The organism is Algoriella sp. (assembly GCF_036647415.1).
GTDB lineage: Bacteria > Bacteroidota > Bacteroidia > Flavobacteriales > Weeksellaceae > Empedobacter.
Map to the genome: position 1 here is coordinate 1 of NZ_JAVXKG010000052.1, position 14,409 is coordinate 14,409.

14 protein-coding genes are annotated in these 14,409 nt (G+C 27.9%); 12 read left to right on the forward strand and 2 right to left on the reverse strand.

The window, feature by feature from the left end; genetic code table 11:
* The 3 genes from RSC72_RS14995 to RSC72_RS15005 form a co-directional block, all read left to right on the forward strand.
* Window positions 1-2,232 (forward strand): sensor histidine kinase (locus tag RSC72_RS14995; protein WP_332578623.1); only part of this gene is annotated, 2,232 nt, incomplete at its 5' end.
* 242 nt (window positions 2,233-2,474) lie between these two features.
* On the forward strand, window positions 2,475-3,428 hold the full coding sequence (locus tag RSC72_RS15000; protein WP_332545426.1) for an aldo/keto reductase: 954 nt from the start codon (window positions 2,475-2,477) through the stop codon (window positions 3,426-3,428).
* Window positions 3,429-3,432: 4 nt separating this feature from the next.
* Window positions 3,433-4,611, forward strand: coding sequence for an MFS transporter (locus RSC72_RS15005; RefSeq protein ID WP_332545427.1), 1,179 nt, complete (start codon window positions 3,433-3,435; stop codon window positions 4,609-4,611).
* Here RSC72_RS15005 and RSC72_RS15010 read toward each other — a convergent pair.
* Window positions 4,608-4,880, reverse strand: coding sequence for a DUF1294 domain-containing protein (locus RSC72_RS15010; RefSeq protein WP_332545428.1), 273 nt, complete (start codon window positions 4,878-4,880; stop codon window positions 4,608-4,610). The two genes, RSC72_RS15005 and RSC72_RS15010, sit on opposite strands and share 4 nt — an antisense overlap.
* Before the next feature lie 155 nt (window positions 4,881-5,035).
* Between RSC72_RS15010 and RSC72_RS15015 the strand changes: the two genes are divergently transcribed.
* The 7 genes from RSC72_RS15015 to RSC72_RS15045 all read left to right on the forward strand — a co-directional run bounded on the left by RSC72_RS15015 (window position 5,036) and on the right by RSC72_RS15045 (window position 11,025).
* Window positions 5,036-5,755 (forward strand): 3-ketoacyl-ACP reductase, encoded by a 720-nt coding sequence (locus RSC72_RS15015; RefSeq protein ID WP_332545429.1) that lies wholly within the window; start codon window positions 5,036-5,038, stop codon window positions 5,753-5,755.
* Between the two features lie 114 nt (window positions 5,756-5,869).
* Window positions 5,870-6,496 (forward strand): hypothetical protein, encoded by a 627-nt coding sequence (locus tag RSC72_RS15020; RefSeq protein ID WP_332545430.1) that lies wholly within the window; start codon window positions 5,870-5,872, stop codon window positions 6,494-6,496.
* A 9-nt stretch (window positions 6,497-6,505) separates the two neighbouring features.
* Entirely contained in the window at window positions 6,506-6,805 is a 300-nt protein-coding gene (locus tag RSC72_RS15025; RefSeq protein WP_332545431.1) for a winged helix-turn-helix domain-containing protein, read from the forward strand.
* 65 nt (window positions 6,806-6,870) lie between these two features.
* A complete protein-coding gene (creD, locus tag RSC72_RS15030; RefSeq protein ID WP_332545432.1) occupies window positions 6,871-8,280 on the forward strand; it encodes a cell envelope integrity protein CreD in 1,410 nt (469 codons plus the stop codon).
* 70 nt (window positions 8,281-8,350) lie between these two features.
* Window positions 8,351-8,926: a hypothetical protein gene (locus RSC72_RS15035; RefSeq protein WP_332545434.1), complete on the forward strand. Its 576-nt coding sequence runs from the start codon at window positions 8,351-8,353 to the stop codon at window positions 8,924-8,926.
* Between the two features lie 185 nt (window positions 8,927-9,111).
* The gene (brnQ, locus tag RSC72_RS15040) at window positions 9,112-10,404 is read left to right on the forward strand and encodes a branched-chain amino acid transport system II carrier protein (RefSeq protein ID WP_332545436.1); all 1,293 of its coding nucleotides are present in this window, start codon (window positions 9,112-9,114) and stop codon (window positions 10,402-10,404) included.
* Between the two features lie 282 nt (window positions 10,405-10,686).
* A complete protein-coding gene (locus tag RSC72_RS15045) occupies window positions 10,687-11,025 on the forward strand; it encodes a cysteine-rich CWC family protein (RefSeq protein WP_332545438.1) in 339 nt (112 codons plus the stop codon).
* Between the two features lie 290 nt (window positions 11,026-11,315).
* On the opposite strand, the gene RSC72_RS15050 is transcribed toward RSC72_RS15045, so the two are convergent.
* The gene (locus RSC72_RS15050) at window positions 11,316-12,089 is read right to left on the reverse strand and encodes a hypothetical protein (protein WP_332545440.1); all 774 of its coding nucleotides are present in this window, start codon (window positions 12,087-12,089) and stop codon (window positions 11,316-11,318) included.
* 157 nt (window positions 12,090-12,246) lie between these two features.
* On the opposite strand from RSC72_RS15050, the gene RSC72_RS15055 reads away from it, so the two are divergent.
* Together RSC72_RS15055 and tyrS are read left to right on the forward strand one after the other, a co-directional pair.
* Window positions 12,247-12,705 (forward strand): YciI family protein, encoded by a 459-nt coding sequence (locus RSC72_RS15055; RefSeq protein ID WP_332566291.1) that lies wholly within the window; start codon window positions 12,247-12,249, stop codon window positions 12,703-12,705.
* A gap of 207 nt (window positions 12,706-12,912) precedes the next feature.
* A complete protein-coding gene (gene tyrS, locus RSC72_RS15060; RefSeq protein WP_332566292.1) occupies window positions 12,913-14,112 on the forward strand; it encodes a tyrosine--tRNA ligase in 1,200 nt (399 codons plus the stop codon).
* Window positions 14,113-14,409: the final 297 nt, after the last annotated feature.

The window sequence follows — 14,409 nt, forward strand, 5'->3', positions numbered from 1 at the left end:
GGAGATAAACTAATTAATCAAACGAAAAATTTTAAAATTAAATCAGAATATCCAAATAAAATTCATTTAAATTCAAAGGATAATTTACTCTACGTCGCATCGCTAGATAAAGGTATTTTTGAAGTGCATTTAAACCATTTTTTAGATTATAAAACAATCGATAATAGGAAAGTAATAGAAATTATGTCGATCAATAATTTAGATTATTTTCTTACACCACTAGGATTGTATATAAAAGATAAAGAAACATATAAAAAGCATGTAACGAATGAAGATTTTTACAGTTTTATGCAAAAAAATCGTTCAAAATACAATGATTTTATAAACAAAAAAAACAAAGATTTTCAGGAAATTAATTATAATTTAAAAGTAAATGAATTACGTTTTTACAGAGTAATAAAACATAACTCTTCCTTTTGGATTTCGACAAATATTGGTTTATTTGAACTTAATTTTGATGGATATTTTAAAACCTATTTACCAATCCGACCATATTATTTTTCGTTTTTCAAAAATCAATTTATTATCGCAAATTCTGTCAGTGGAATGTTAATTTTTGATGATTTATATAACCTGAAATATACAAATCATCCAGATTTTCAGATTAATATTCCAAAAGATATTGTCTCAATTTGTCAAAATGATAAAGCTGTTTTTTTTGGTTCTTCACTCGACGGATTATTTAAATATGAGAACGGAAAATTCACGTCTTATTTACAAACAAATCAATTTAAAGAAACCAAACTTAAAATGATAAAATGTGTAGGAAACACTCAATTGATGGTTGCTACAGAGTTTTCTAAAGTCTATGTTTTTGATATCGTTGGCGAAAAATTAATAAAGAAAAAAGAAATTGATATTCGAAAAATTGGTGGAGAAAATATTAGTTCGATTGATATTTTTGACAAAAAAATTGTAATTGGAACAAATCGAAATTTATTGATTATTGATGGTGAAAAAATGTTTACTATAAATAATGAACAAGGTTTTGTAGACAAGGATATTCATTCGTCAATTTACAATGGTAAAATATTATCACTTGGAGTAGAAAATGGATATTATGAGATCAATTTAAATCAATTAATTCATCAAGAAAATAAATACAAAAAAATAATTGTAACAGGACTCAAAATAAATGATGAAAAGTATACACGTGATAAATTTTTGTGGTTTGATTTGATTAATCGTCATCTGACATTAGAGAATAATGAGAACAATATTTTTATCGATTTTTCTATTGTAAATGTAGATTTTCCATTAAATTATAAATATCGTTATCGAATAAACCCACAAGAAAATTGGAGCGAATCTTTCAATGATGAGTTTATATATTTTAGAAATCTCAATCACGGTTCTTATAAAATTGAGTTGGAAATTACTGATACAAATAATGGGAGTAAACAAATTTCAGAACTTATTTCATTAAATATTGCTGCACCTTTTTTCCTAAATATTTATTTTATTCTTCTTTCAGTTTTAACTTTATGTCTTATTGTGTATAAGTATTACACAAGAAAAATTAGAACACTTAATAGTTTTAATAAATTAAAAATAAGTCAGTTAAAAGAGAAGAGTTTACAAGAGAATAAACGTTTGCAATTAGAAAGACAACTTACAGAAACACGTTTGGTCGCTTTGCAATCGCAAATGAATCCACATTTTATTTTCAATGTTTTAAATTCAATACAATATTATATTTTAGATAATGATATTGATAATGCAATAAATAGTTTGGGAAGATTTTCGAATTTAATACGCCAAATGCTAAATTTATCAACGAAGAATGATATTAGTCTAAATGAAGAAATAGAATTTTTAAAATTATACATTGAAGTTGAGAATTTTAGGTGGCAAAATAAAGTGAATTTTGTGATAGAAATAGCCAATGATGTTGATATTTACAAAGCTAAAATTCCGCCAATGTTGCTTCAACCAATAATAGAAAATGCCTTTGTACATGCGTTTAATCAAAGTTATGTAAATCCTACAATTATCTTAAAGGTGACGCAAAAAGATAAGTATTTTACCATTACAATTGCAGATAATGGGAAAGGATTTTCAAAGAATTCCGATTTGAATAAAACACACGAATCGAAAGCGTTAAAAATTATTTCAGAACGTTTATACTTGTTGAATAATGATAAAAATGACAATATTTCTATTGCTTCAAATGAAAATGGAACAACTGTTACTATGTTATTGAGTGTAGATTGGGATAATTCACTTGCTTAAATTGCAAATTCACTGCTCTAAAAAGACCATTAACAAAATCTAAACTCTATTTTAATGATAGATTTTATAAGATATATATATTTGTGTATCGATTTCAAACTAAGTATTAAACTTAGATACTTGTTTTCTAAACCTATGAAAACACTAAAAGTATTCTAAAAAGTTACATTTTTTCGACGTGTGAGTCAAAAAATTTTACAACAAAAAAGCTACTGTAAAGTAGCTTTTTTTTATATTTACACATGAGAAAAGTACAATTAGGAAATACAGATTTAGAAATTACACCAATAATTTTTGGAGGTAATGTTTTTGGTTGGACTTTGAATGAAGAAGAGTCATTTAGAATTTTAGATGCTTTTATAGCACGAGGTTTTAATGCAATTGATACTGCGAATAATTATTCATATTGGGTTCCAGGAAATGTCGGGACAGAATCAGAACGAATTATAGGAAATTGGATAAAATCACGTGGAAATCGTGATAAAATAATTTTGGCAACCAAAGTTGGTGGACGCAATCTTATTCAGGATAAACCAAATACTACAAAATCTCATATTTTAAAAGAAGTAGAAGAATCTTTATTGCGTTTGAATACAGATTATATTGATCTCTATCAGACACATTATGATGATACAAAAACACCTGTTGAGGAAACTTTATCAGCATATAATCAATTGGTAAAAGAAGGAAAAGTACGATATATTGGTGCTTCAAATTTTTCTTCAGAAAGATTGATTGAATCGTTAGAAAAATCAGATTTGTTTAATTTACCAGCTTACAAGACATTACAACCTGAATATAATTTATATGATCGCCAGAGTTTTGAAGAATTTTTACAACCTGTTGCAGAAAAATTTAAGTTAGGTGTAATTCCATACTACAGTTTAGCAAGCGGTTTTTTATCGGGTAAATATAGAAATGAAGAAGACCTTGATAAAAGTACTCGTGGAGAGGGAATTAAAAAATATTTAAATGAGAGAGGATTTAGAATTTTAGATGCTTTAGCAACGATTTCTACGCGACATTCAATCTCTTATTCTGCTGTTTCATTAGCTTGGTTAATAGAACAAAAGTCTGTTGTAGCACCAATTGCAAGCGCAACGAAAGAAGAACATTTAGATGCTTTTTTGGAAGCTATAAATGTGCAATTATCTCATGATGACTTAAAACTTTTGTCAGAAGCAAGCGAATATTAAATCAATGGAAAAAGAATTATCAAAACCTACATTGTCACCAATTGTTTTATGGATAATGATTGTAGGTAGTGGATTGGTTGTGGCTAATAATTACTACAATCAACCATTATTATCGTTAATGGCGAAAGATTTTAATGTATCCAAAAGTAAGATTTCTACTATTGCAATGTTAACACAAATTGGTTACGCATTTGGATTATTATTTATAATTCCACTTGGCGATTTATTAAAACGAAAGCGAATGATTTTATTCGATTTTGTATTTATTATAATTGGTTTGTTAGGAATGTACTTTGCACCTTCGGTAACATGGCTTTTTCCGCTTAGTTTCTTAATCGGTTTTTCATCTGTTATACCTCAAATATTTGTACCAATGGCTGCTGAATTAGCTTTACCAGAAAAGAAAACACAAGCTGTAGGTATGGTGATGAGTGGTTTACTTGTCGGGATTTTACTTTCTCGTGTTTTTAGTGGATTTATTGGAGAATATTTAGGATGGAGAGAAGTATATTTGATTGGTGCAGTTTTAATGTTTATTCTTTGGTTTGCTATTTATTTCTTTTTACCAGAAGTTCCTCCCAATTACAAAGGAACGTACAAAGGTTTAATGAAATCAATTATTGGTTTAGTTAAAAACGAACCAAAATTAAGATTAGCTTCATTTCGAGGAGCAACAGCGTTTGCAGCATTTAGTGCATTTTGGACAACATTGGTTTTTCACTTAGAAGAAGCTCCATTTTTTGTATCAAGTGATATTGCCGGAGCATTTGGTTTAATAGGAGCCGTAGGTGCTTTGGCAGCAGCTTTAGTAGGGAAATTAAATGGATATTTCTCAACATCTAAAATCATATTTTACTCAATTGTTACAATGTTAATTGCATGGGGATTTTTTTATCAATTTGGATTTACATATTGGGGATTAATAATAGGTGTAATCTTAATAGATCTTGGTTTACAAGCTATGCATGTGTCTAATCAAACAATTATTTTTAGCTTAAATGCAAAAGCCAGCAATCGTATAAATACAGTTTATATGACGAGTTATTTTATAGGAGGATCTTTAGGAACTTTTTTGGCAGCAATTTTGTGGGAAAAATACCAATGGAATGGAGTAATAGGCGTTGGTATATTTTTTACTCTTTTATGTTTATTGAGTCATCTTTTGTTTGATAAAAAAGATTAATCTATATGATAAATAAATCTCCAAAAAACAATAAATTGAATTAAAACAATAACAAGAATTTTAGATATAAAAGAAAACTTTTTTGTTTTATGGCGGTAAATTTGCATCGACAGAATAGAACCAATTGTACCACCGATTAGAGTAATAAAACATAAAAAAAATTCAGAAATTCTCCTTTTTCCATTTCGTGCATTCATTTTATCTTTTTTGAAAATGAAAAATGAAAAGAGGTTTAATAGTAAGAGTATAAGAAATAAAAGTGTTGTCATAAAATAATGTTAATTTTTTAACTAAGGTATTAAAAATTTATTAAGATAAAAATATATTTATTAATCATGTTAAATAATTATAAAAAACACATTTATTATTGTCTTAAAATAGGAATTTCATAAAATAATCAATTTTTAATTAATTTTAAACAATTATGCAAGACTTAAAAGGAAAAAAAGCCTTAGTAACTGGCGGAAGTAGAGGTTTAGGAAAAGCCATAGCAATAGCTTTAGCAAAAGAAGGCGTAGATGTTGCGATAACAGGTCGTAACAAAAAAACATTAGAAGAAACAGTTATAGAGCTTACAGCTTTTGGTGTTAACGCAACTTATTCAATTTTTAATGTAGCGGATAAAGTTGAAGTAAAAATGCAAATTCAACGATTGATAGAGACTTTCGGAGCGTTTGATATTTTAATAAATAATGCTGGAATTGCTGCTTTTGGTGGTTTTCTTGAGATGGAAGAAAATGATTGGGAAGATATTGTAAAAACTAATTTATTCGGTCCATATTATGTATCAAAATCTGTTGTCCCGTCTATGATAGAGTTGGGAAGTGGAGATATTATCAATGTTTCTTCTACAGCAGGGCTTAAAGGTAACGCTGTAACAAGTGCTTATTCGGCTTCTAAAGCAGGATTGATAGGTTTCTCAGAATCGATAATGTTCGAGTTGAGAAAGAAAAATATTCGTGTTACAACGCTTACACCAAGTACAATTGCATCTGAAATGTCAAAAGATGTATTAAAAATTACAGATGGTGATCCAGAAAAAGTGGTTCAACCAGAAGATTTTGCTCAATTAATAGTCGATTTATTAAAGTTAGATAAACGCGCTATGTTGGCTTCTGCGTCATTGTGGTCTACAAATCCTTAAATCAATTTATTAGAAATAGAAAAAATCCAGCTTTTATCAAGTTGGATTTTTTTTTGGAAAAAAGTTGCAGATTCAAATTTTATTTTTAACTTTGAATTGCAAAGCACTTTTATTATGAGTCAAGATAATCCTTTAGATAGTATAAATGAGATAAAAACGATGATGCAACGTTCATCAAAATTCACCAGTATTAGTGGATGGAGTGGAGTATGGGTCGGAATTGTCGGAATGATTTCTGCTTGGATTGCGTACTTATTTATTTTAACTGAATTTGTTAATTATAGAGAAACAGAAGAAATTTATAGTACAAATGAAACAGATGTAAAATTAATTATTTTAGGTCTTGCAACATTATTTATCGCATGTATTGGCGGTTTCTTTTTTATGATTCGTAAAAGTGCGAAAGACGGAGCAAAATTTATTAATCCAGTTACCAAACGCATATTGCGAAAATTTCTTTTTGTATTAATAGTTGGTGGAATTGTTGGATTAATTTTTATCAAAAATTTTAGTTTTGCCTATGTTGCGCCTGTTACTTTATTGTTCTATGGATTGGCGTTATATACGGTAGAACGCGATACAATTACCGAAATTAAATACTTAGCCATTTGCGAAATTATATTGGGATTATTGGCTTTCTATTTTATTTATAACGGTTTATTGTTTTGGTTTTTAGGATTCGGTGTTTTGCATGTAATTTTTGGTGCTTGGATGGTGCGTAAATACGATTTCAAACCTTAAATTTGCAGCATGGATTTTAATCTAAATAAATTAAACAAAGTCTTTGATAATCGTATTCGTGTAGGAATTATGAGTGCTTTGGTGATGAATGAAGAAATTTCATTTAAGGATTTGAAAGACTTTTTAGATTTGACAGATGGTAACTTGGCTTCTCATCTAAAAAATCTCGAAGAAAACGAATATATAACTGTACATAAGGGTTTTATAGGTAGAAAAACAAATACAACTTATTCTATAACTGCTTTAGGTAAACAAGCTTTTCAGGATCATTTAAGCTATCTTGAAAAATTAATTAATAAAATAAAATAATTTTTTTTGTATTTAAACTTTGAAAAACAAAGTGCTTTTTAGAATAATAAATAAAATTCAAACTTATGGAAAACAATGATTTAGAAAATGAATTTAGAACGGAAAATCGTTCAATTTATTCATCAAACAAAACAATGATTAAAGGATTTTTAGTCTGTTTATTGGTTTTACTAATGTTAATTCCAATTCCTTTTATCTTAAATCTTATCGAAGAAAGACAAGATAATAAAACGAAAGTTATAACCGAAATTTCGGATAAATGGAGTGGAAAACAGACTGTTTATGGACCTTTTGTGGAAATTACTTATTTGGAAAATGTCAAAAATCAAGAAGGTAAAATCATTCAACAACAAAATACGAAATATGTTTCTGCAAACGATTTGTCTGTAAATGGTACGATAGATTCTCAATTGAAAAGTAGAAGTATTTATGATGCGGTGGTTTACACATCAAAAATGAATTTCAATTCAAAATTTATGAGTTTTACAGAAATGTTGAAAGATGCAGAGATTGAGCAAGCAAATGTTGTTTCGACAAAAATTGTATTCGGAATTTCGGATACAAAAGGTTACGAAAATAAATTGATTGTAAATTCTGGTGGAAAAAATTATCCGTTGATTGTCGATACACGAACTATTGTTTTAGAAACTCTTCCAGAACCTGCTTCAGCAGCCAATGAAGGACAAGATTATTCACGAAATAATAAAGATATAAAAACTTCTCCAGTACAATTTATGTCTCAAAAAATAGATCCAACTACGTTTGATTTTAACCAAGTTGCACTTAATTTTTCGATGAAAGGTTCTCAAGTTCTTAATTTTATTCCATCAGCTATCAATACAAAAGTTGATTTGACAACCAATTGGAAAGATTTGAAATATGATGGAAATTTTTTACCGAATACTGATCCAACGCAAAAAGATGGGAAAACAAATGTAAAATGGTCTATTTATCAGCAAAATCCATTACAAGGACAAATTTGGCAAGATGCGAGTAAATTTACAGATTACAGTTTTGGTGTTAATTTCTTACAAATGAACGATCATTATGACAAAACGTATCGCTCGACGAAATATGCTATTCTTTTTATTGGATTAACATTTGTTGCTTTTTTCTTTATAGAAAACAGAAATCGTTTCAATATTCACTTAGTTCAATATGCTTTGGTTGGTTTTGCAATAAGTGTAAATTTCGTTCTATTGCTTTCTTTATCAGAATATTTAGGATTCGATTTAGCCTATTTTATTTCCTCTGGCGCAACAATTTTATTGATTACTTTTTTCGTTTACTCTTTCTTGAAATCATTTAGTTTAACATTAAAAATCACAATGATGTTAGTCTTATTATACGCATTTATTTACAGCGTTTTACAACTAAAAGAGCACGCTTTATTAGTAGGAAGTATTGGTCTATTTATGATTGTTGCAATATTGATGTATTATTCTAAAAATATAGAATGGAACAAGTCAAATTAGAAAAATATTAATAAAAATCTTATCGTTATCACTTTGTTGACGATAAGATTTTTTATAACAAAAATTATTTATGTACGAATTTATTATTGGATTGACACTTCTTTTCTTGTTTATTATTCTGATTGTTTTTTTAATTGGATATTGCATCTATAAGTTTTTAAGATATATTAACTTCCCTAAAACTGCAGTTTTGGCTACAGTTGCCTATGGATTGTTTATTATTTATATTCCAATTTCAGTTATTTATGAAGATGAATTATTCTTTAAACGTGATGCAACTGAGTTGGTCGAAGATTTAGATTTTAAACTAAATGACGATTTTGAAATTATAAAGAATACATCAAATTGGGGAATTGAAGAATCTTATCACACATTTATCTTAGAAATTTCAAATAATGACAGAAATAGATTGATTAATGAAATTAAAACATCAAAAAATTATATGCCAGATTCTATATTTTCTACTGATAAAATTGTTTATCCAGATCGTTACAAAGGCAAGAAAATAGTTTGGAATTATGAAGATGAGAGTTGGTATATCAGACATTATTATCAACCAAATGGTGAAGGTTACGCTCCAACTGATCGGTCAATTTCAATTTCAAAAACATCAAATGAATTAAGGTTTGAAGATGTAAACGAATAGACAATTAAACGATTCATAATCTTGCTTAAAATTATTATTGATAATATATTAATATTTATCTAAATCTGTCAAATGTATAAATATAGTAGGTGTAACACGAATAATTCTATTAAGTTTAAGGCTTCAAAATGCGATTCAGTTAATTTTGCAATCGTTTTTTTAAACACTTAGGATAAAATTGAGATATGAAAAGTAAGAAATTATCAAATATATTGACGTTAGGATTTGCGTTATTTGCCATGTTTTTTGGAGCCGGAAATTTATTGTTACCACCATTAATTGGCGTAGAAGTTGGTTCAAATTATTTGGTAGCAATGCTTTCATTCGGTCTTACAGGAATCCTACTTCCATTTACAGGAATTTTATCAGTTGTTTATTCAGGAGATAGTTTCAACGATTTAGGACATCGTGTCAATAAACATTTAGCGGCAATTTTAGGAACAATTATCATGATTTGCATCGGACCGTTAATTGCAATTCCACGAACAGCTGCAACAACATATGAAGTAGGATTGAAGCCATTTTTTCCGGAAATGAATCCGATTTGGGGATCAATAATTTTCTTTATAATTACACTTGCTTTAGCTATTCGTCCGTCCAAAGTTGTCGATGTAATTGGAAATTATCTTACACCAATATTATTAGTTCTTTTAGCTTTATTGATTGCGGTCGGAATTATTAGTCCAACATCAACTTTAGAGATTTCTGAAATGACGATGATTCAATCTTTTTCGAGAGGTTTTATCGAAGGTTATCAGACATTAGATGTTTTGGCATCGGTTATTTTTGCAGGAATTATTATCAATGCAGCACGCGATAAAGGCTATACGGATACAAAAAGTAAATCGCAAGTTGTTGTTGTTTCAGGATTATTGTCTACAACATGTTTATTGTTTGTTTATGGTGGATTGATTTATTTAGGAGCAACATCAGGAGTTACAGATACGGGGATTTCTCGTGCAGAATTATTGATTCATATTTCTCGAAATATCTTAGGAGATTACGGTTTAATCGCTATTGCATTATGTATGGCATTTGCTTGTCTTACAACATCTATCGCGCTTACATCGGCAGTTGCAACGTTTTTCAGTCAATTATCAAAAGGTAAATTAAGCTATTTGGTTGTTGCAATTATTTGTACTGTAATATCATTTGGATTATCGGTAAAAGGAGTAGACGAAATTATAAACTTTGCTTATCCGCCTTTAGCTTTTGTTTATCCAATTACAATCACTTTAGTTATTTATATTGTTATATTTGGAAGAAATATAAAATCAAAATCGCCTTATATTGGTGCATTATTAGCATCTACACTTATTGCAATTCTTGGATTATTGAAAATTCTTGGATTTTTTGATGAAAATATGTTATCAAATCTAAATAAAATTCCATTTTTTGAATATGATTTAGGATGGATTGTTCCATCAATAATCGGGTTTATAATCGGAATTATTTATGATAAAGTAAGTTCTAAATAAAATAGAAAAATCCTCAGAAAATTTATTTCTGAGGATTTTAACCAATCAAAACTACTATAAAAAACACTAATTGAATATGAAATATTCTTAACTAATTATCTTTTACAAAGATCATAACTTTTTGATTTACAAAACATAAAACCTAAATGTTTTGATTTATGACTTGATAGGATTAATTTATAGTTATTTATTAATCAATGTTTCAAGAATGTTTTGACTTGAGATTTAATATAATTTTAAGAAAATTGTTGTGTTCAAAAATCATAATTATTAAAAAAATATATGGAAGAAACCTGTTCGCGTTGTCAACAAAAATTAGAATGTAGAGTAGATGATATTCAAAATTGTAATTGTAATAAAATTGTAATACAGAATATTACAAAAGAATTTCTTCAAAAGACATCGTACAAATGTTTATGTAATAATTGTTTGCAGCAGTTAGATTATTTTGCAGTTTTAGATCAACAATATAAATTTCCGACATTAGCTTCAGAATTCGTACCGCATATACATTATTATATAGAGAATGGATATTGGGTTTTTACAGAATTTTTTCACTACCAAAAGGGAAAATGTTGTAAAAATGGTTGTAGACATTGTGCATTTGGTTATAAGAAATAAAAAAATGGTTCAATCTTCATTGAACCATTTAAACCAACCTAAAAATACTATAAAAAAACTCTATTATTTAAGGATAATCTTCTTCATTATTCAATCTTCATTATCCTCAACAACTATGAATAAATTATTTATAGTGCAAAGGTAGATTTTAAACTTGATTAAATAAATAAAAATCTATTTATTTGTTTATGCCAAGATAGTTTAGATTTATATTATTGTAAATGAAATCTTAAAACCTTTTATTTATAATACTTACAAACATAAACAACTATGTGTTTTCGGATGTTGTATTATTTAGAAAAAATTCTCATTACTTTTTCAGAAACTTCTTCAGCCTTTTCTTTTTTACCAATTTGCTTTAAAGTTTCGACGTAATCCATCAAAAACGATTTTACTTCATCACCATTTTCAGCATCGAAGTTCTCTAAATATTCTTCTAAATTCATGTGATCTAAAATTTGATCAAAATAAGAAGATGCTTCATCATATTTTTTTAATTTAACCAACAATGATGCAATTGTATGATTAATGTAAAATTGATTAACAGCAGCTTGTTCTAAATTTTCGTCTTCTGAAAAATAGGGCGTATTAAGATAACTTTTATAAGCCAAAATTGCATTTTCATCTTCACCTAAAACTTCGTAACATCTTGCCTTAAAAAACTTAATTTCGAATAATTCATTCTCATCAAGTTTATTAAAAAAAGTAATACTCTCTTTTGGGTTAGAATAAAATTTGCGATAACCAATAATAAAATCTTCTACAAAATCGACATCTGTTTGCTCTAAAGCAAATTTCAATAAACTTTGTGATTGTTCTTCACTTAATTGTCCAATAAATGCTTCCCAATAATTAACCAATGTATTAAAATCATAGGCTAAATCTTCTACAAAAATTTGAGCAGCAATACGTAAAAATTTATCATTCAATTGATCAATTTCATCGTGATCTTCATCTGATAAATTATTAGGATTGTATAATAAATTCTCAATGATTTCTGAAGCTTTTTCTTCTGAATAGTCTGCATTTAATTGCTTTAAAGCATTGGTTACATTAAATTCCATTTCGATTTTATATTTAATTTATAAATTGATGTAAAGATAAACGATTTTACGAAAAATGAAATTGATTATACTTTTTAAAATAAGTGGTGACTAACTTCAATTTTAATTTATTTTTATTGAATAAACAGTATTTATATTATTTTTATAAAAATTTCATATGAAAAAATTAATAACAATTTGTTGTATCACATTTTCTGTCGGATTGTTTGCTCAAAAAATAAATCCTAATTACGACGAAGCTTTAGCCAAAGAGTTAAAGAGTGATAATTATGGAATGAAATCTTACTTTTTGGTAATTTTAAAAACAGGAACTAATTCAACTTCAGATAAAAAATACATTGCAGAGAAATTTGAAGGTCATATGGATAATATGGCGCGATTGGTCGAAGATAAAAAATTAGTAGTTGCTGGACCAATAGGGAAAAATGATAAAAACTATCGCGGAATTTTTATTTTACAGAATATTGATTCTTTAGAAGAAGCTATAAAATTATTAGCAACAGATCCTGCAATAGAAGCAAAATTATTGGAAACAGAAATTTACAATTGGTATGGTTCTGCTGCTTTACCTCTTTATTTAGAAGCTTCAGACAAAATTTGGAAAGAAATGCCATAGATTACAAATATTTTATACCTTTGCATCAACAAATGAAGTTTTTACAACACATATTACGTTTACCATTTTTTAGCACTTATTATAGTACAATATTTGCTCGGGTAGACTATGTGTATACTTCGTATTAAAAATTGTACGCAATATTATCATCATAATTTACAAGCCCGAGCAGAAATGCTCGGGCTTTTTTTGTATAAAAAAAATAGCATGGAGAATTTAGAAAGTTTAAAAGAAAATGTTTCGATTTTTTTACCAGAAAATGGTTTAGAAGAAAAATTGAAATTAGCTAAAAAAGAAAATAGAAAATTGAGAATCAAATTAGGATTTGATCCAACTGCACCAGACTTACATTTGGGACATGCGGTAGTTCTTAAAAAACTGAAACAATTTCAGGATTTAGGACATCAAATTGTTATTTTGGTTGGTAGTTTTACAGCTCAAATAGGCGATCCTACTGGTAAAAATAAAAGTAGAAAACCATTAAATGTAGATGATGTTAAAACAAATGCAGAAACTTATATCAATCAATTATCTAAAATTATTGATGTAGAAAAAGCTGAAATTGTTTATAATTCGGATTGGTTAGATTGTTTGCCATTTACAGAAGTTATACAATTGTTGTCTAAAGTTACAGTAGCACAATTGATGCATCGAAATGATTTTAATAAACGCTTTACAGAGAACACACCAATTGCGATGCATGAGCTGGTTTATCCGATTTTACAAGCTTTTGATTCTGTTCAGATAAAAGCAGATATAGAAATGGGAGGTACAGATCAATTGTTTAATTGTACAATGGGACGTCAATTGCAGGAAGTGAATGGCGATGCTGCACAAATTGTAATCTGTATGCCTTTGTTGCGTGGGACAGATGGAAAAGAGAAAATGAGTAAATCGTTGAATAATATTATAGGATTGACTGATGAACCAACAGAAATGTTTGGAAAAACAATGTCTATTCCAGATGATTTATTGATTGAATACCTCACTTTAGCAACAGATTTTTCTATAAGCGAAAAAGAAGAATTAACACGCCAATTAAAAGAAGGTGAAAACCCGATGAATATCAAAAAAATAATAGCTAAGAATATTATTACACAATATCATTCTGTAGAATTTGCAGATGATGCGGAGCAATTTTTTAACAATCAATTTCAGAAAAGAAATGATGAAAATAGAATTTTTGAGACTATTAAGATAGAAACATTAGACTTAGTTTCGTCATCACTTCTAGAAGTTTGTCATCTGTTAAAAAGTGATTTATCAAAATCAGCAGTTCGTCGATTAATAGAAAGTGGAGCTGTGCAAATAAATGGAGAAAAGTTCGTAGATCCTTTACATTGTTTTAAATTGATTTCGGGAACTAAAATTAAAATAGGAAAACGAGATTTTTTTCAATTAGTTTAAAAATAAAACAAAAAAAGCCTCTAAAATAGAGGCTTTTAACTATAATGTTTTTTTCATTTCGTATTGACGATCATACAATTCTAATCCCAAAGATTGAATAAAATCGTTTGTTGAAACTTCGCGATCATCAACATTTATCATTTTAATTTCTTTATTCTTCAAATCACTAAATAAGACAGAAGCTAAATATCTATTTCTGTAGTCGTGATGAACACCAAATTGATAAATTCTAGTATTATTTTTATTGATAATTTTATAAGCAACTAAAATTCCATCTTCCTAAATTCCCTTAATCTG